The sequence below is a fragment of the Actinokineospora lacus genome (assembly GCF_053813445.1).
Genome location: NZ_JBQERA010000006.1, coordinates 32,743 through 48,472 on the forward strand (window position 1 = coordinate 32,743; position 15,730 = coordinate 48,472).

The window sequence follows — 15,730 nt, forward strand, 5'->3', positions numbered from 1 at the left end:
GCACGCAGGCGCCCTGCTCCCCGAACTAGGCGACGCTCCACTGCTGCGCGTTGTTGCCGTTGCAGGTCCATTGGCGCACTTCGGAACCCGGTGCGGTGCCGAAGTTGTAGTTGTCCAGGCACAAGCCGCTGTGCCGGTTGACCAGGGTCGAGAAGCCGCCGCCCACCGACGTCAGCCGCCACTGCTGGACCGCCAAGCCGTTGCAGGTCCACTGCTGGACCACCGAGCCGGGCGTGGTGGCGAAGTCCTTGTTGTCCAGGCAGAGGCCGCTGTGGCCGTTGCTGATCTGGTAGTGGCCGTCCCCGGTCGGCTGCAGGTACCAGTCTGGACCGGCAGGTCGTTGCAGGTCCACTGGCGGACCTCGGCGCCGGGCGTGGTGGCGAAGTTGTAGTCGTCCAGGCACAGTCCACTGTGCCGGTTGCGGATCTCGACCCGGGACGGGCCGCCGACCTCGCCCGACGGGCCTTGGAGCACGGTGGAGGTGGAGACCGGGACGCCGAGGTTGGGGGTGCCGTCGGCGTTCCAGGTGATCTTCTGGACGCGGGTGGTGCGGGTGGTGCCGCAGCCCTGGGTCGGCGAGGAGTTGGCGTGGTAGGCGATCCAGGTCTCGGTGCCGTCGGGTGAGGTGAAGAAGGAGTGGTGCCCGGGGCCGTAGACGCCCGCGGCGTCGTCGCGCTGGAAGATCGGGGTGGGGAACTTCGACCAGGAGCTTTGCGCCAGCGGGCTGCCGCCGCGGTACTCGAGCATGCCCAGCTTGTAGTTGGGGCCGTTGCAGTGGCTGCCGGAGTAGGTCAGGAAGGTGCGGCCGTTGCGGTGCAGGGCGAAGGAGCCCTCGTTGACCGCTCCGTCCTGTCGCTCCCAAGCCAGGGTGGGGGCGGAGATCCGGGTTCCGAAGCCGCCGGCCGTCCAGGGGTTGGACATGGGCGCGATGAACAGCGACTGGAGGTTGTCGGAGGCGAAGGCCGAGAAGGTCATGTACAGGGCGCCGTTGAGCCTGAGCGGGGCGGCGTCGATCGCCCATCCGTTGTTGGGCATCAGGTTGAGGATGCCCCGGTGGGTGTAGGGGCCCATCGGGTCCGACCCGGCGCTCTCGGCGACGTGCGTCCGGCGCGGACCGCCGGTCTGCTCCACCGAGTAGTACAGGTACCAGCGGCTGCCGATCATCTCCAGGTGCGGCGCCCACATCGTGTTCCCGCCCGTGCGCAGCACCAGCTGCTCCGGCGCGCTGCGCAATGCCGCGATGGTCGAGGACCGGCGCATGACCACATCGGAGGACCACGTGGTGGCGACGTAGTAGTAGAAACCGTTGTGGTGGACCAATGTCGGGTCGGCGCTGTTGGGCGCGCCGACGGCCGGGTTGGTGAACGAGGGGCCGGGGGCGGCCACGGCCTCGTCGGGGTGGACAGGGCTCACGGTCAGCCCGATGACCATGGCGACGACCGGCAGCCAGGCCCGTCGAGCCATTCCTCGTCGTTGAGCGAACAGCATTGCCACTCCTCGTGCGCAGGGAAACTCCACTCGGGCGGCAGCGCGTTCGCCGGGTCGCGGCCTGTTGTCGCCGACTCCGCCGCTCGACCGTCAGGCGTGACGGTCGGATGTCGAAACTGTTACGAACGAATTGTTAGCGTTAACAGACCGTGTGTCAATGGTCAGATCCCGACCCGGCGGGACTCAGCCGCGCCGGGCTGCCCGCCACAGGTCCGCCACCGGCGGGTGTCCGTCGGCGAGGACGGCGGTGAAGGCGCGGCGCAGGCCAGGCTCGGGACCCACCACCACCGGGGAGGTCGCCGCGAGGGACGAGCCGATGCCGGGGTAGCCCGCCAGGCGCACGAACCACGGGTCCGCGGCGGTGCCCGGGTCGGTCGCGCCCAGGACCAGGGTGAACGGGGCGCCGTTGTCGCCCTGGTAGGCGATCCAGGGGGCGCGGGAGCCGTGGACGGCGTCCTCGCCGCGGGCGTCGGGGGTGAAGACGTCGCCGCGGTGGGGCAGCCGCCAGAACAGGCCGCCGTACCCCGCGCCCTCGCGCCCGTTGGTCGCCGGGCTGCCCAGCGCGCGCGGCTCGTCGGGCGCGACGAGGGTGAACGCGATGTCGAGCGCCCAGCCCCCCTCGACCGGCCGCGCGGTCAGCTCCCGGCGCTCGCGCAGGAGTTCGGCGCCGTCGGGGCCGCGCCAGGACAGGTCCTGGTCGAGCAGGCCGGGCGCGCGCCTGCGCCAGCCCACGTGCGCCATCACGCCGTGGTCGGGCAGCCAGGTGTAGCCCTTGCCGCGGACGTAGGTGCGCCCGCCCCAGAGGTTCGCGCCCGCGACGTCCTGCACGCCGAGGCACACCCCGAGGTGCCAGCGGTGGTCCTCGGGCACGGCGTCGGTGGCCACCGTCCCGGCCAGGGTCCGCACCGGGTGCAGGAACGGCCGCGGGGCCAATTCCGCGGGCAGCTCCGTGCCGTCGACGTACGTGGCGACCACGGTGTCGCCGACCGTCAGCTCCGCCAGGGCCATGGACCGCCCCTCCCGTTCAGCTCCGAGAACAGCGCCAGCTCCTGCGCCGAGCGCAGCACGGCCTCGTCCACGCCGTCGACCACCAGCCGCCGCTCCGGCCCCGAGCCGACGGCCCGCACGTGCCGCGCGTCCAGCGGGCGGGGGTCCGGGGCCAGCCGCACGGCCTCCAGGACCTCCATGAACGCCCCGGTGTGCTCGGGCGGCACCAGGATGCCGTGGTCGGGGTTGCCGACCCGGACCAGCAGGTCGGCCAGCAGGTCGGTCTCGGGGTGGGTCGAGGTGACGTCGAGGTCGGGGGTGCGCAGGCGGACCAGCCCCTCCTTGTAGTGCAGGGTGATGGTGCCCGCCGTGCCGTGGACGATGACGTGCGGCGAGCGGACCTGCTCGGCACACAGCGTGACCGCGACGGTGATGACGGTGCCGCGGGCGGTGCGCACCCGCAGCGCCGAGGTGTCGTCGGCCTCGATGTCGTTGGCGCGCAACAGCTCCACCGCGATGTCGTGGATCTGGCCGCGGGCGGTCGAGCCGTCGATGGCCAGCGCGGTGGCCACCGCGTGGGCGAACGGGTTGGTCAGCGCGCCGTCGACGACGTCGCGCCCGCCGAGCACGCGGCGGCCCGCCCAGGACGACCGGGTGAAGTAGGAGTGGTCGCGCTGCCAGGTGCCCGCCGCGCCGATGCCGCGCACCGCGCCGATCGCGCCGTCGGCGATGAGCCCGCGCACCGCGGGGACCGCCGCCGAGCCCAGGCTCTGGAACCCGATCTGGCAGGCCAGGCCCGAGGCCCGGACCCCGGCGGTGAGCCGCTCGAACTCGGCCAGCGACGGCGCGGGCGGCTTCTCCAGGAGCACGTGGGAGCCCGAGGCGAGCGCGCTCAGGGCCAGGTCGGCGTGGGTGTGGATGGGCGTGCTGATGATGGTGACGCGGGGGCCGGGGCCCGCGGGGACCTCGGCGAGGTCGGCGTAGGCGGGCACATCGCCGATCTCGGCGCGGACGGCGGCGTCGGGCGGGCGCGGGTCGCAGACCGCGGCCAGCCGCACGCCCTCCCCCGCCTCGGCCAGCCTGCGGACTCCGCGCAGGTGGGAGCGGCCGTAGCCGTGCACGCCGACCACGACGACGTCCACAGTTGACGTGCGAGCGGTCACCCTGGCCTCCTCGGGCGGGAACACAGAGACCATAGCGGGCGGACACCCAGTCGAGAAAGCGCTATCTCGAATGGCCCAGTTCGCTGAGGAAAACCTTGACACCGCTCGACTTGCCCCGCTAGAAAGCGCTTACTCAGGTCGACGAGCACGATGGGGTGAACGGGTTGCCTGTGACGTCCGAGCCCAGGACGGCGCCTGTCCCGGCGCCCGCCAGAGCCACAACCGGAAAACGGCGTGCCCGCCGCGAGCTGAGCCAGGGCAAGGCGGCCTACCTGTTCCTGGCCCCGTGGTTCCTCGGCCTGCTGCTGATCACCGTGGGCCCGATCGCGGCCTCGGCGTACCTGGCGTTCACCGACTACAGCCTCATCGGCGCGCCGGAGTGGATCGGGCTGGACAACTTCGAGCGGATGCTGGACGACCCGCGGTTCTTCACCTCACTGGGCGTGACCTTCACCTACGTGCTGGTGTCCGTGCCGCTGCAACTGGCCTTCGCGCTGGCCCTGGCGATGGTGCTCGACAAGGGCGTGCGCGGGCTGGCGTTCTACCGCTCGGCCTACTACCTGCCCTCGCTGCTGGGCGGCAGCGTGGCCGTGGCGATCCTGTGGCGGCAGATCTTCGGCACCGACGGGCTGCTCAACAGCATGCTCGGCGCCCTGGGCTTCACCGGGATGCCCGGCTGGGTGTCCACCCCGGACTTCGCGCTCGGCACCCTGATCGTGCTCAACGTGTGGACCTTCGGCGCGCCGATGGTCATCTTCCTGGCCGGGCTGCGCCAGATCCCGCGGATGTACTACGAGGCCGCCGCCGTCGACGGCGCGAGCAGGCGCAGGCAGTTCTTCCACATCACGCTGCCGCTGCTGAGCCCGATCATCTTCTTCAACCTGGTGCTGCAGGTCATCGGCGCGTTCCAGACGTTCACGCAGTCGTTCATCGTCAGCGCGGGCACCGGCGGTCCGGCGGACTCCACCCTGTTCTACACGCTCTACCTGTACCAGCGGGGTTTCGGCAACTTCGACATGGGCTACGCCTCGGCGCTGGCCTGGGTGCTGCTGATCATCGTCGGGGCGCTGACCGCCGCCAACTTCCTGATGGCGAGGTTCTGGGTGTTCTATGGCGACGACTGAGCGGCGCGGGCGCAGGCCCCTGGCGCACCTGGGCCTCATCCTCTTCGGCTTCGCGATGCTGTACCCGCTGATCTGGATGCTGGCCAGCTCGTTCAAGCCGACCCCGGACATCTTCACCGAGCCGGGCCTGATCCCGTCGAACCCGACCCTGGAGAACTACTCCGAGGGCTGGACCGCGCTGGGCGAGCCGTTCGGCACCTACCTGGTCAACTCCTCGATCGTGGTGCTCGGCTCCATCGTGGGCAACCTCATCGCCTGCTCGCTGGCCGCCTACGCCTTCGCCCGCCTGGAGTTCCGGCTCAAGAAGCTGTGGTTCGCGATCATGCTGGGCAGCATCATGCTGCCGATCCACGTGGTGATCGTGCCGCAGTACATCCTGTTCGCCCAGGTGGACCTGATCAACACCTTCTGGCCGCTGCTGCTGCCCAAGCTGCTGGCGACCGACGGGTTCTTCGTCTTCCTGATGGTGCAGTTCATCCGCGGCCTGCCGAGGGAGCTGGACGAGGCCGCGCGCATCGATGGCTGCGGCCACTGGGGGATCTACTTCCGGATCATCATGCCGCTGTGCGTGCCCGCCCTGGCCACGACCGCGATCTTCACCTTCATCTGGACGTGGAACGACTTCTTCAGCCAGCTCATCTTCCTGACCGATCCGAAGATGTACACCGTGCCGGTGGCCCTGCGGACCTTTGTGGACGCCACCAGCCAAACCCCGTGGGGTCCGGTGTTCGCCATGTCGATGGTGGCCCTCGGCCCGATCTTCGGGTTCTTCCTCGCGGGACAGCGCTACCTCGTGCGCGGCATCGCCACCACGGGCCTCAAGTGACGGGAAAGGAGAAGGCACTGTGCGACACCAGCGAAAGCCCGTGAGACGGGGCGCGGCCCTGGCGATGGCCGTGCTGACCGCGGTGACCACCGCGGCGTGCGGCGGCGGGACCGACACGGGGGACGGCGGGCCGGTGACGCTGCGCTTCTCCTGGTGGGGAAGCGACTCGCGGCACAAGATGACCCAGGAGCTGATCGACGCCTTCCAGGCGGAGCACGCGAACATCAGGATCGAGCCGGAGTTCACCGGCTGGGGCGACTACTGGGACCGGCTGGCCACCAGCACCGCGGGCAACAACACCCCGGACGTGCTCCAGCAGGAGTCCCGGTACGTGCGCGAGTACGCCGACCGCAAGGCGCTGCTGGACCTCACCGAGTACATCCCCAGCGTCATCGACACCGCGAAGCTGGACCCCGCGGTCGCCTCGACCGGCAAGGTCGGCGAGGCCACCTACGCCATCCCGACCGGCGTCAACGCCTACACCGTCGTCGCCGACGCCGAGCTGTACAAGCAGGTCGGCGTGCCCCTGCCCGACGACGCGACGTGGAGCTGGGAAGACTTCATCGACGTCACCGCCAAGGTCACCGAGGCGGGCGGCGGGAAGGTCTACGGCCTGCAGAACATCGGCTTCAACGAGGCGGGCCTCGAGGTGTTCGCCCGCCAGCGCGGGGAGTCGGTCTTCTCCCCCGACGCGGGCCTGGGCCTCACCGACCAGACCCTGAGCGACTGGTTCACCCTCATCCTCAAGTCCCGCGACCGCAAGTCCGAGCCCGAGCCCTCGCTGACCGTCGAGGCGCAGGCGGCGGGCATCGACCAGTCGCTCCTGGCGACCAACCGCGGCGCGACCGGCCTGTGGTGGACCAACGAGCTGCCCACGCTGAGCAAGTCCTCCGGCCACGAGCTCAAGCTGCTGCGCTTCCCCGGGGAGACCCAGGGCACGCAGCCGGGCATGTTCTTCAAGCCCGCCATGTTCTTCTCGGCGTCGGCGCGCACCGAGCACCCGAAGGAGGCGGCCACCTTCGTCAACTGGCTGGTCAACAGCCCGAAGGCGGCCGAGATCCAGCTCAGCGACCGCGGCCTGCCCGTCAACACCGAGCTGCGCGAGTCGGTGTTCGCCAAGCTCAAGCCCGCCGACCAGCAGGCGGGCGAGTTCCTCAAGGTGATCGGCCCGGGGCTGGCCGCGCCGCCCGCGCTGCCCCCGCCCGGGGCAGGCGAGGTGCAGAGCGTGCTGCAGCAGGTCAACGAGCAGGTCCTGTTCGACAGGCTGACGGTGCCCGACGCGGTGAAGCAGTTCCGGTCGCAGGCCGAAGCCGCGCTGCGCTGACCTGTGCTGACCCTGCGCTGACCCAGAACGGAAACGGACCATGACCTTCCGCAGGCGGCGCTACGCCTTCGTCGGGACCGGGCACCGCGCCCAGCTGTACTTCGACGCGCTGCTGGGCGCCTACGCCGACATCGCCGAGCCGGTCGCCCTGTGCGACCCCAACCCGGCCAGGGTGGCGTACTACCAGCGGCGGCGCCACGAGGTGAGCGCCGCGGCCGACGCGCTGCCCGCCTTCGGCGCCGGGGAGTACACCGCGATGCTCGACGAGGTCGGGCCCGACGCGGTCGTGGTGGCCACTGTGGACGCCACGCACGCCGACCACGTCGTCGCCGCGCTCGAGCGCGGCGTGGACGTGGTCGTGGAGAAGCCGCTGACGGTGGACGCGGCGGGCTGCGCGCGCATAGTCGAGGCCGCCCGCCGCTCCACCGCCGAGGTGGTGGTGACGTTCAACTACCGCTACGCCCCGAGGAACAGCGCGGTGAAGCGGCTGCTGCTCGACGGCGCGATCGGGCAGGTGACGGCGGTGCATTTCGAGTGGGTGCTCGACACGGTGCACGGCGCGGACTACTTCCGCCGCTGGCACCGGGACAAGGCGTCATCGGGCGGGCTGTTCGTGCACAAGGCGACCCACCACTTCGACCTGGTGAACTGGTGGCTCGCCGACGCCCCGGCCACGGTCTCCGCCCACGCCGGGCTGCGCTTCTACGGCCCCGGCAGCGGCCGCGCCGACACCGGGGCGTTCGCCATCGACCTGGCCTCGGACCCGCGGCTGCGCGCGCTCTACGTCGAGGCCGCCGAGCACGACGGCTACCGGCGCGACCGCGACGTGTTCTCCCCCGGCGTCACCATCGAGGACACGATGGCCGCCCTGGTGCGCTACGAGTCCGGCGCGCTGCTGACCTACTCCCTCACCGCCTACGCCCCCTGGGAGGGCTACCGGGTGGCCATCACCGGGACCGAGGGCCGCCTGGAGTTGGCGGTGTGCGAGCGGTCGAGCGTGCGGGCGGGCAACGCCGCGGAGGTGGTGGGGGCGGACCCGGTCGACCGTGGCGGGGACCGAGTTCGTCCGGCGGGCACGCGGTTGGTGGTGCAGCGGCACTGGGGACAAGCGGAGGAGGTCGCCATCGACGAGTCCGAGGCCGGTCACGGCGGCGGCGACCGCAGGCTGCTCGACGACCTGTTCCGCCCGGGGTCCGCGCCCGACCCGCTCGGCCGGGCCGCGGGCTACCTCGACGGCGTGCGCGGCGTGCTCGTCGGCGCCGCCGCCAACACCTCCGCCGCGCGGGGCGGCGCGCTGGTGCCCGTCGAGCTGCCCGAGGAGTCGGGCAGGTGAGCGGGCAGAGCACCGTGGTCACCGGCGGCGCCGGGGTCCTGGGCCGCAGCGTCGTGCGGCGGCTGGCCGACGCGGGCCACGACGTGCTGTCGGTCGACCTGCCCGGCACGCCGTGTCCCGACGGCGCGCGGGACGCGATCGAGGCGGACCTGACCGACCCCGACCGGGCGTTGGCCACGCTGCGCCGGGTCCGCCCAAGCGCGGTGGTCCACCTCGCGGCGTTCGCGGTCCCGTTCAGCCGCCCCGAGCCGGACCTGCTGCGCACCAACCTCAGCCTCGCGCACAACGTCTGCGAGGCCGCGCTGGCCACCGACACCCGGACCGTCGTGCTGGCGGGCAGCCTCACCGTGCTGGGCTACGGCCGCGCGGGCTGGCGCCCGGACTACCTGCCGCTGGACGAGGCGCACCCACCGCGCCCGTGGCACGCCTACGCGCTGTCCAAACTGGCCACCGAGCAGCTGGTCCAGATGTACGTGCTGCGGGGTGAGCGGACCCGCTTCTCGGTGTTCCGCCCCGGTTACGTCATCTCGCCCGAGCAGTGGCGGGGCGCGCCCACCCAGGACGGCAGCACGGTCCGCGAGCGGCTGGACGACCCGGCCATCGCGGCCAAGTCGCTGTTCAACTACGTCGACGCCCGCGACGCAGCGGACCTGGTGGCACTGCAGCTCGCCGCCGACGAGCTGCCCAGCGGCGAGGTGTTCATCGCCTGCGCCGCCGACGCGATGGCCAGGACCCCGCTCGCCGAGGTGCTGCCCCGCTTCCACCCGGGCGCCGCCGGGATCGAGGTGGGGGCGTCGGCCTTCGCCATCGCCAAGGCCGAGCGGCTGCTGGGGTGGCGGCCCACCCGCTCGTGGCGCACCGAACTCGCCGACCCAGGAGGTCCGAGGTGATCCTCGACGGAGTGCTCTTCTTCCCCGTCACCCCGTTCGGCGGTGACGGCATCGATGCCGCCGCGCTCGGCGCGCACATCGAGTACGGGCTCGCCCACGGGCCGGGCGCGGTGTTCGTCGCGTGCGGCACCGGGGAGTTCGGCTCGCTCTCCCTCGACGAGCACGCCACCGCCGTGCGCACGGCAGTGGCCGCGGTCTCCGGCGCCGTCCCGGTGCTCACCGGCGCGGGCGGTCCGCTGCCGCACGCGCTGGCCTGCGCCCGGCAGGCCGCCGAGCTGGGCGCGGACGGCCTGCTGCTGATGCCGCCGTACCTGGCCACCGGTCCGCAGCACGGCCTGGTCGCCTACGCCGAGGCCGTGGCCGACGCGAGCGCGCTGCCGCTGGTGCTCTACCAGCGGGACTCGGCCCGGTTCACCCCGGAGTCCATCGCCCGGCTGGTCCGCCACCCCCGCGTGGTGGGGTTCAAGGACGGCAGCGGCGACCTCGACCTGCTGCACCGCATCACCCGCACGGTGCGGGAGGAGAAGGGCTTCCTGATGTTCAACGGGCTGCCCACCGCGGAGTTCTCCATGCCCGCGTACGTCGGGCTGGGCATCCCGCTGTACTCGTCGGCGGCCTTCGCGTTCGTGCCCGAGGTGGCCACCGCCTTCCACACCGCCTTCACCCGCGGCGACCAGGAGCGCGCCGGGGTCCTGATCGACGAGTTCTACCGGCCGCTGGTCGAGCTGCGCAACCGCGTGCCCGGCTACGCGGTGTCGCTGGTCAAGGCGGGCGCCCGGCTGCGCGGCCAGGCCGTGGGCTCGGTCCGCCCGCCGCTGGCCGACCCCGACGAGGCCGACCTGGCCGCGCTGGCGGCCGTCATCGAGCGCGGCCTGGCGGCGGTCGATGGGTGAGCCCACCATCGCGGACCTGGCCATCGCGCCCGCGCGGGTCCGGCTGCCCCGGCCGTGGGCCGAGGACGTGACCCACGTGCACGTCGTCGCCACGCGGGTGACCGACTCCGAGGGCGCGGTGGGCGAGGGCTTCAGCTGGACACCGGTGATCGGCGCGGCGGCGGTGGCCGCGCTGCTCGAGCACGACATCCGGCCCGCGGCCATCGGCCTGCCCGCCGAGCCGGAGCCGGTGTGGGACCGGCTCTGGGCCCGGCTGCACGAGGCGGGCAGCGGCGGGCTGACCACCATGGCGCTGGCGGGCGTCGACATCGCGCTGTGGGACCTGCGGGCTCGGCGCGCGGACCGGGCGCTGGTCGACCTGCTCGGCAGGCGGCGCGATTCCGTGCCGGTGTACGGCAGCGGCATCAACCTGCACTACCCGCTGGACGAGCTGGTCTCGCAGGCGCGGCGCCTGGTCGCGGCGGGCCGCGCCGGGGTGAAGATGAAGGTCGGCTCGCCCGACCTGGCCAGGGACGTGGAGCGGGTGGCCGCCGTGCGCGCCGCGATCGGCCAGGGCACCGCGCTCATGGTCGACGCCAACCAGCGCTGGGACCTGCCCGGCGCGCTGCGCGCGATCGACGCCCTGCGGCGCTTCGACCTGCACTGGGTGGAGGAGCCGCTGCTCGCCGACGACCTGCGCGCGCACGCCGAGCTGCGGCGCAGGACCGCGGTGCCGATCGCGCTCGGGGAGAACCTGCGCACGGTCCACCAGTTCCGGGAGGCGATCCTGCTCGGCGCCTGTGACATCGCGCAGCCCAACGTGGTGCGCGTCGGCGGGATCACCCCGTTCCTGCGCGTCGCCGAGCTGGCCCGCACCAGCGGCGTCGGGCTCGCCCCGCACCTGCTGGCCGACCTGTCCGGGCAGCTCGCCCTGGCACTGCCCGCCCCGACCTGGGTCGAGGACGTCGAGGACGCCTCCTTCGAGAGCCTGGGCGTGCTGGCCGCGCCCAGCGGGGTCCGCATCGACGGTGGCAGTCTGACCGCCCACACCGGACCAGGGCACGGCCTGCGCTTCCGCGCCCCCCACCCCACAGAAGGCAGCCCATGACCGACCTCGACGACGCCGCCCACTGGCTGGCGGCCCTGGACCCCGGCGAACGCGGGGCCCTGCTGCGCTCGGTGGCCGACGCGCTGGACGATGACGTCGACGCCCTGGTTCCGTTGGCGGACACCGAGACCAGCCTCGGAACCGCCCGGCTGACCGGTGAGGTGGCCAGGACCAGCGGGCAGCTGCGGCTGTTCGCGGAGGTCCTGGCCGAGGGCTCCTGCCTGCGGGCCACGATCGACCACGCCGACCCGCCGCGCCCCGACCTGCGCGCGGTCATGGAACCGCTGGGCCCGGTGGCGGTGTTCGCCGCGAGCAACTTCCCGTTCGCCTTCGGGGTGGCGGGCGGGGACACCGCCTCGGCGCTGGCCGCGGGCTGCCCGGTGGTGGCGAAGGCCCATCCCGGCCACCCCGAGCTGTCCGAGCGGATCGCCGTGCTCGTGCGGCGCGCGGTGGCCGGGCACGGCGCCCCGCCCGCGGTGTTCGGCACGGTGTCGGGGTTCGACAAGGGCCGCGAGCTGGTGCTCGACCCGGCGATCCGCGCGGTGGGCTTCACCGGGTCGCTCGCCGGTGGGCGGGCGCTGTTCGACCTCGCCGCCGGACGGCCCGATCCCATCCCGTTCTTCGGCGAGCTGGGCAGCCTGAACCCGGTCGTGGTCACCCGGGCCGCCGCGCTGGCCCGCGGCCCGCAGATCGCCGCCGGGCTCGTGGCGAGCTACACCCTCGGCGTCGGCCAGTTCTGCACCAAACCGGGGCTCGTGCTGATCCCGGAGGGCTGCGGGCTGGAGGCCGCGGTCGTGGCGGCGCTGCCCACCGCCCACAGTGGGCGGATGCTCACTTCCGGTATCTCCCAGGGATTCCGCGACGGGGCCGCGCGCCTCGCCGACGCCGTCGAGGTCCTCGCGGGCGTGGTCGAGGACTCCCCGGTGGTCCGACCGCTGCTGCTGGCCGCCGACGTGGACTTCCTCCTCGGCGACCCCGACCTGGCCACCGCCGAGGTGTTCGGGCCGGTGTGCCTGCTGGTGCGCTACCGCGACGGCGAACTCGGCCGGGCGCTCGAAGTCCTCCCCGGCGCGCTCACCGCGAGCCTGCACGCCGAGGCGGGTGAGGCCGGGGACCTCGGTCCGGTGGTCTCGGCGCTGCGGGCCCGCGCGGGCAGGCTCGTGTTCAACGGCTGGCCGACCGGGGTCGCGGTGTCCTGGGCGCAGCACCACGGCGGGCCGTGGCCCGCGACCACCGCGTCGGCGCACACTTCCGTCGGCGCGGGCGCGATCCTGCGCTGGCTGCGGCCGGTGTGCTACCAGGACTACCCTGACGAACTGCTCCCGCCCGCGCTGCGGGAGGGCAATCCGCTGGGAATACCCAGACGGGTCGACGGAACGTGGATCATGTGACCCCGACGTCGTTTACAGTGGCCTAAACCTTTTCACCGCCTGGGAAGTGAGTGTTGGCATGGACGGCAGACCTTACGTGACGCTGGAGGACGTCGCCCGCACCGCGCAAGTGTCGCTGGCCACCGCGTCCCGGGCGCTCAACGGCGCCGCCAGCGTCGGGTCCGCCCTGCGCGACCGCGTGCTCGCCGCGGCGGAGGAACTCGCCTACGCGCCCAACGCCCACGCCCGCGCCCTCGCCGGGTCCTCCCACCACACCGTCGGGGTGATCTGCCACGACATCAGCGACCCGTACTTCTCGACCATCGCCCGCGGCGTCATGCGGGTGGCCGGGCAGAACGACATGCTGGTGATGCTGGCCAGCACGTTCCGCGATCCGCAGAAGGAGATCGCGTACGTGTCGATGCTGCGCGCGCAGCGGGCCTCGGCCATCCTGCTGATCGGCTCGGGGTTCGAGGACCGCGACTGGGAGCGCGCCCTGGCCGCGGAGATCGAGCCGTACCGGCGGGCGGGCGGGCAGGTCGCGGTGGTCAGCAGGCACCGGAACCTGCGGGTGGACAGCGTCCAGCCGGACAACCGCGCGGGAGCGGCCGAGCTGGCCAGGACCCTGCTCGGGCTGGGCCACCGCCGCTTCGCGGTGCTGACCGGGCCGCGCAGGCTCACCACCGTCATCGACCGCCTCGACGGGTTCCGCGACGCCCTGGCCGACGCCGGGATCACCCTGGCCGACGAGGACGTGGTCGAGTCCGGTTTCACCCGCGACGGCGGCTACGCCGGGATGGCCGAGCTGATCGCCAGGCGCACGGGCGTGACCTGTGTCTTCGCCGTCACCGACGTCATGGCGATGGGCGCGCTCACCGCCGCCCGCGAGGCCGGGGTGTCGGTTCCCGACGACATCGCGCTGGCCGGGTTCGACGACATCCCCGTGGTCCGCGACCTCACCCCCGCCCTGACGACGGTGGCCCTGCCGCTGGAGCGGATGGGCGAGGAGGCCATGAACCTGGCCATGCGCGCCGACCGGGGCAAGCGCAGCCGCGTGGTGCGGTTCCCCGGCCAGGTCCTCCTGCGGGAGAGCACCGCGACGGTCCGCCGCTGAGCCTGTTCGTCCCTCGTGGCCCCTTGTCTGCTCCACGAAGGTGGTCTACCGTAGGAGAAAGCGCTTCCTGAAAGCGCTTTCTTCCATACTGAGAGCGCTCCCCGAACATCTCGCTCAGGGTGGTTCCCCTCGTCCCGAGGGTCGCACAACCTCATCTGTTCGCAAGGAGGCGACGCATGAATCTGGTCAAACGACGCGTATCCCGCCGCATGGCCGCGGTCACCGCGGTGTCCACAGTGGCAGCGGTGACCACCGGGCTGGTGATGGTCGGCGGCACGGCCAGCGCCGCACCCGGCTGCCGGGTCAACTACACCGTCGCCGACCAGTGGGGCGGCGGGTTCGGCGCGAACGTCACCGTCACCAACCTCGGTGACGCGATCACCGGCGGCTGGACGCTGGAGTGGGACTTCACCGGCGGCCAGACGGTCCAGCAGGGCTGGAACGGCGTGTTCAGCCAGAGCGGCACCCGGGTTCGGGTCACCAACCCCGAGTGGGGCTCCGGCATGGGCACCGGCGCGTCGATGACGCCCGGGTTCACCGGGACCTGGGCGGGCAGCAACCCGGCGCCGACCACGTTCCGTCTCAATGGGACGGTCTGCACCGGGGGCGTCGTCCCCACGACGACGAGCACCACCCGCACCACGACAACGACGACCACCACCACGGGGAACCCGCCCGCGCCCGGCGGCCTCGCGGGCTGGGCCACGCAGAACGGCGGCACCACCGGCGGCGGCAGCGCCTCCCCCGTCACCGTCAGCAGCGCGTCGGCCCTGACCTCGGCGCTGGGCTCCAGCAGCGCCGCGGTGATCAGGGTGTCGGGCACCATCTCCTGCTCGGGGATGCTGCGCGTGCGGTCGAACAAGACGATCCTGGGCAACAGCGGCGCCACGATCGTCGGCTGCGGGTTCACCGTCAACGGTGACCGCAACGTCATCATCCGCAACCTGTCCTTCCGCGACTGGGCCGACGACGCCATCAACATCGAGACCGGCGCCACCAACGTCTGGGTCGACCACAACAGCTTCACCAACGGCTACGACGGCGCCGTCGACATCAAGCGGGGCTCGGACTTCATCACCGTCTCGTGGAACCGCGTGTTCGGCCACGACAAGTCGATGCTGCTGGGCCACAGCGACGACAACGCGAGCCAGGACGTCGGCCACCTGCGCGTGTCCTACCACCACAACTACTTCGACGGCAGCGGGACCCGCCACCCCCGGGTGCGCTTCGGCAACCCGGTCCACGTCTACAACAACTACTACCGCGACAACGAGTACGGCGTCGCCTCCACCATGAACGCGGGCGTCCTCGTCGAGGGCAACTACTTCGAGAACGTCGACGAGCCCACCCTGGTCGGCTACGCCGACTCCGACCCGGGCGCGATCGTCCAGCGCAACAACGTGTTCGTGGGCTCGGGGACCCCGCAGTCCGGCGGCGGCACCGTCGCCCCGATCCCCTACCAGTACACCCTGGACAGCGCCTCGACCGTCAAGGCGTCCGTCTCGGCGGGTGCGGGCGCGGGCAAGATCTCCGTATGACGTCGTGAACGGGTGGGCGGGCGCCTCTGGCGCCCGCCCACCCGGCCTTTCGGTGGCCTTCGCGAGTCCTGAGTGGACTTACCGCGACCCGGCGGTGGGCTCCTCGTCGTGGGCGCGGACGAGGAAGGTCAGCAGGGCGCTGGTGCCCGCCAGGATGACGACCATGATCCCCATGATGACGTCGTTGCCCACCGCGGCCGGGGTGGTCTCGCGGTAGCCCACGAGGAACGGGGCGAGGACCAGCCAGGCGCCGAGCACGACGTTGACCACGCTGAGCCAGGGCGCCCGGCGGGTCCGGAGGACGCGGGGCAGTGCCACCAGGGCGATCGCGGCGCCGACCAGGACGTCGTTCCAGAAGGCGAAGGCGCCCGCGTCGGCGTAGCCGAGGGCGAAGGGGGCGATGACCACCCACACGCCCGCCAGCAGGGCGAGGGCGCTGGGCAGGGTCGCGCCGAACCGGTTCGGGGAACGGGTCCTGCTCACCGTCGGGGCGCTGGCCGAGGCTCCCGGCGCGGTCGGGGTGCGGTCGTCCAGGGTCTCCCACGCCGCGTCCTGCCGGGGATCGTTGTCGGTCGTGCTCATCGGGGCCTCCG

Annotated in this window: 15 protein-coding genes; 10 read left to right on the forward strand and 5 right to left on the reverse strand. The window is 72.5% G+C overall.

Annotated elements, in window-relative coordinates:
• Window positions 1–25 precede the first annotated feature (25 nt).
• The 4 genes from ACTG9Q_RS16060 to ACTG9Q_RS16075 all read right to left on the reverse strand — a co-directional run bounded on the left by ACTG9Q_RS16060 (window position 26) and on the right by ACTG9Q_RS16075 (window position 3,638).
• Window positions 26–286: an RICIN domain-containing protein gene (locus ACTG9Q_RS16060; protein ID WP_455574033.1), complete on the reverse strand. Its 261-nt coding sequence runs from the start codon at window positions 284–286 to the stop codon at window positions 26–28.
• Window positions 172–1,464, reverse strand: a complete 1,293-nt coding sequence (locus ACTG9Q_RS16065; RefSeq protein WP_455573583.1) for a family 43 glycosylhydrolase — start codon at window positions 1,462–1,464, stop codon at window positions 172–174. The genes ACTG9Q_RS16060 and ACTG9Q_RS16065 overlap by 115 nt, the downstream gene beginning before the upstream one ends.
• A gap of 207 nt (window positions 1,465–1,671) precedes the next feature.
• Window positions 1,672–2,496, reverse strand: coding sequence for a DUF6807 domain-containing protein (locus ACTG9Q_RS16070; RefSeq protein ID WP_455573584.1), 825 nt, complete (start codon window positions 2,494–2,496; stop codon window positions 1,672–1,674).
• Complete coding sequence (locus tag ACTG9Q_RS16075; RefSeq protein ID WP_455573585.1) at window positions 2,478–3,638, reverse strand: Gfo/Idh/MocA family protein; 1,161 nt, start codon at window positions 3,636–3,638, stop codon at window positions 2,478–2,480. Before ACTG9Q_RS16075 ends, ACTG9Q_RS16070 begins: the two co-directional genes overlap by 19 nt.
• Window positions 3,639–3,808: 170 nt before the next feature.
• Between ACTG9Q_RS16075 and ACTG9Q_RS16080 the strand changes: the two genes are divergently transcribed.
• From ACTG9Q_RS16080 to ACTG9Q_RS16125, 10 genes are all read left to right on the forward strand, one after another.
• Window positions 3,809–4,762, forward strand: a complete 954-nt coding sequence (locus ACTG9Q_RS16080; RefSeq protein WP_455574034.1) for a carbohydrate ABC transporter permease — start codon at window positions 3,809–3,811, stop codon at window positions 4,760–4,762.
• The gene (locus tag ACTG9Q_RS16085; RefSeq protein WP_455573586.1) at window positions 4,749–5,588 is read left to right on the forward strand and encodes a carbohydrate ABC transporter permease; all 840 of its coding nucleotides are present in this window, start codon (window positions 4,749–4,751) and stop codon (window positions 5,586–5,588) included. The genes ACTG9Q_RS16080 and ACTG9Q_RS16085 overlap by 14 nt, the downstream gene beginning before the upstream one ends.
• 40 nt (window positions 5,589–5,628) lie before the next feature.
• Window positions 5,629–6,912: an ABC transporter substrate-binding protein gene (locus ACTG9Q_RS16090; protein WP_455573587.1), complete on the forward strand. Its 1,284-nt coding sequence runs from the start codon at window positions 5,629–5,631 to the stop codon at window positions 6,910–6,912.
• Between the two features lie 40 nt (window positions 6,913–6,952).
• Entirely contained in the window at window positions 6,953–8,245 is a 1,293-nt protein-coding gene (locus tag ACTG9Q_RS16095) for a Gfo/Idh/MocA family oxidoreductase (RefSeq protein WP_455573588.1), read from the forward strand.
• Window positions 8,242–9,135, forward strand: a complete 894-nt coding sequence (locus ACTG9Q_RS16100; protein WP_455573589.1) for an NAD-dependent epimerase/dehydratase family protein — start codon at window positions 8,242–8,244, stop codon at window positions 9,133–9,135. Before ACTG9Q_RS16095 ends, ACTG9Q_RS16100 begins: the two co-directional genes overlap by 4 nt.
• Window positions 9,132–10,028, forward strand: a complete 897-nt coding sequence (locus ACTG9Q_RS16105) for a 5-dehydro-4-deoxyglucarate dehydratase (protein WP_455573590.1) — start codon at window positions 9,132–9,134, stop codon at window positions 10,026–10,028. Before ACTG9Q_RS16100 ends, ACTG9Q_RS16105 begins: the two co-directional genes overlap by 4 nt.
• Entirely contained in the window at window positions 10,021–11,115 is a 1,095-nt protein-coding gene (locus tag ACTG9Q_RS16110) for a mandelate racemase/muconate lactonizing enzyme family protein (RefSeq protein WP_455573591.1), read from the forward strand. Before ACTG9Q_RS16105 ends, ACTG9Q_RS16110 begins: the two co-directional genes overlap by 8 nt.
• Window positions 11,112–12,506: an aldehyde dehydrogenase (NADP(+)) gene (locus tag ACTG9Q_RS16115; RefSeq protein WP_455573592.1), complete on the forward strand. Its 1,395-nt coding sequence runs from the start codon at window positions 11,112–11,114 to the stop codon at window positions 12,504–12,506. Before ACTG9Q_RS16110 ends, ACTG9Q_RS16115 begins: the two co-directional genes overlap by 4 nt.
• 58 nt (window positions 12,507–12,564) lie before the next feature.
• Window positions 12,565–13,599, forward strand: a complete 1,035-nt coding sequence (locus ACTG9Q_RS16120; protein WP_455573593.1) for a LacI family DNA-binding transcriptional regulator — start codon at window positions 12,565–12,567, stop codon at window positions 13,597–13,599.
• A gap of 176 nt (window positions 13,600–13,775) precedes the next feature.
• Window positions 13,776–15,137, forward strand: coding sequence for a pectate lyase family protein (locus ACTG9Q_RS16125; RefSeq protein WP_455573594.1), 1,362 nt, complete (start codon window positions 13,776–13,778; stop codon window positions 15,135–15,137).
• A gap of 78 nt (window positions 15,138–15,215) precedes the next feature.
• On the opposite strand, the gene ACTG9Q_RS16130 is transcribed toward ACTG9Q_RS16125, so the two are convergent.
• Window positions 15,216–15,719 carry an SPW repeat domain-containing protein gene (locus ACTG9Q_RS16130; protein ID WP_455573595.1) on the reverse strand — a complete coding sequence of 168 codons (504 nt, stop codon included), beginning with the start codon at window positions 15,717–15,719 and terminating at the stop codon, window positions 15,216–15,218.
• Between the last annotated feature and the right edge of the window lie 11 nt (window positions 15,720–15,730).

Coding starts and splice junctions, on each gene's coding strand:
- ACTG9Q_RS16065 (WP_455573583.1), bottom strand. CDS start 1,464: ATGGCTCGACGGGCCTGGCTGCCGGTCGTCGCCATGGTCATCGGGCTG.
- ACTG9Q_RS16070 (WP_455573584.1), bottom strand. CDS start 2,496: ATGGCCCTGGCGGAGCTGACGGTCGGCGACACCGTGGTCGCCACGTAC.
- ACTG9Q_RS16085 (WP_455573586.1), top strand. CDS start 4,749: ATGGCGACGACTGAGCGGCGCGGGCGCAGGCCCCTGGCGCACCTGGGC.
- ACTG9Q_RS16095 (WP_455573588.1), top strand. CDS start 6,953: ATGACCTTCCGCAGGCGGCGCTACGCCTTCGTCGGGACCGGGCACCGC.
- ACTG9Q_RS16110 (WP_455573591.1), top strand. CDS start 10,021: ATGGGTGAGCCCACCATCGCGGACCTGGCCATCGCGCCCGCGCGGGTC.
- ACTG9Q_RS16115 (WP_455573592.1), top strand. CDS start 11,112: ATGACCGACCTCGACGACGCCGCCCACTGGCTGGCGGCCCTGGACCCC.
- ACTG9Q_RS16120 (WP_455573593.1), top strand. CDS start 12,565: ATGGACGGCAGACCTTACGTGACGCTGGAGGACGTCGCCCGCACCGCG.
- ACTG9Q_RS16125 (WP_455573594.1), top strand. CDS start 13,776: ATGAATCTGGTCAAACGACGCGTATCCCGCCGCATGGCCGCGGTCACC.
- ACTG9Q_RS16130 (WP_455573595.1), bottom strand. CDS start 15,719: ATGAGCACGACCGACAACGATCCCCGGCAGGACGCGGCGTGGGAGACC.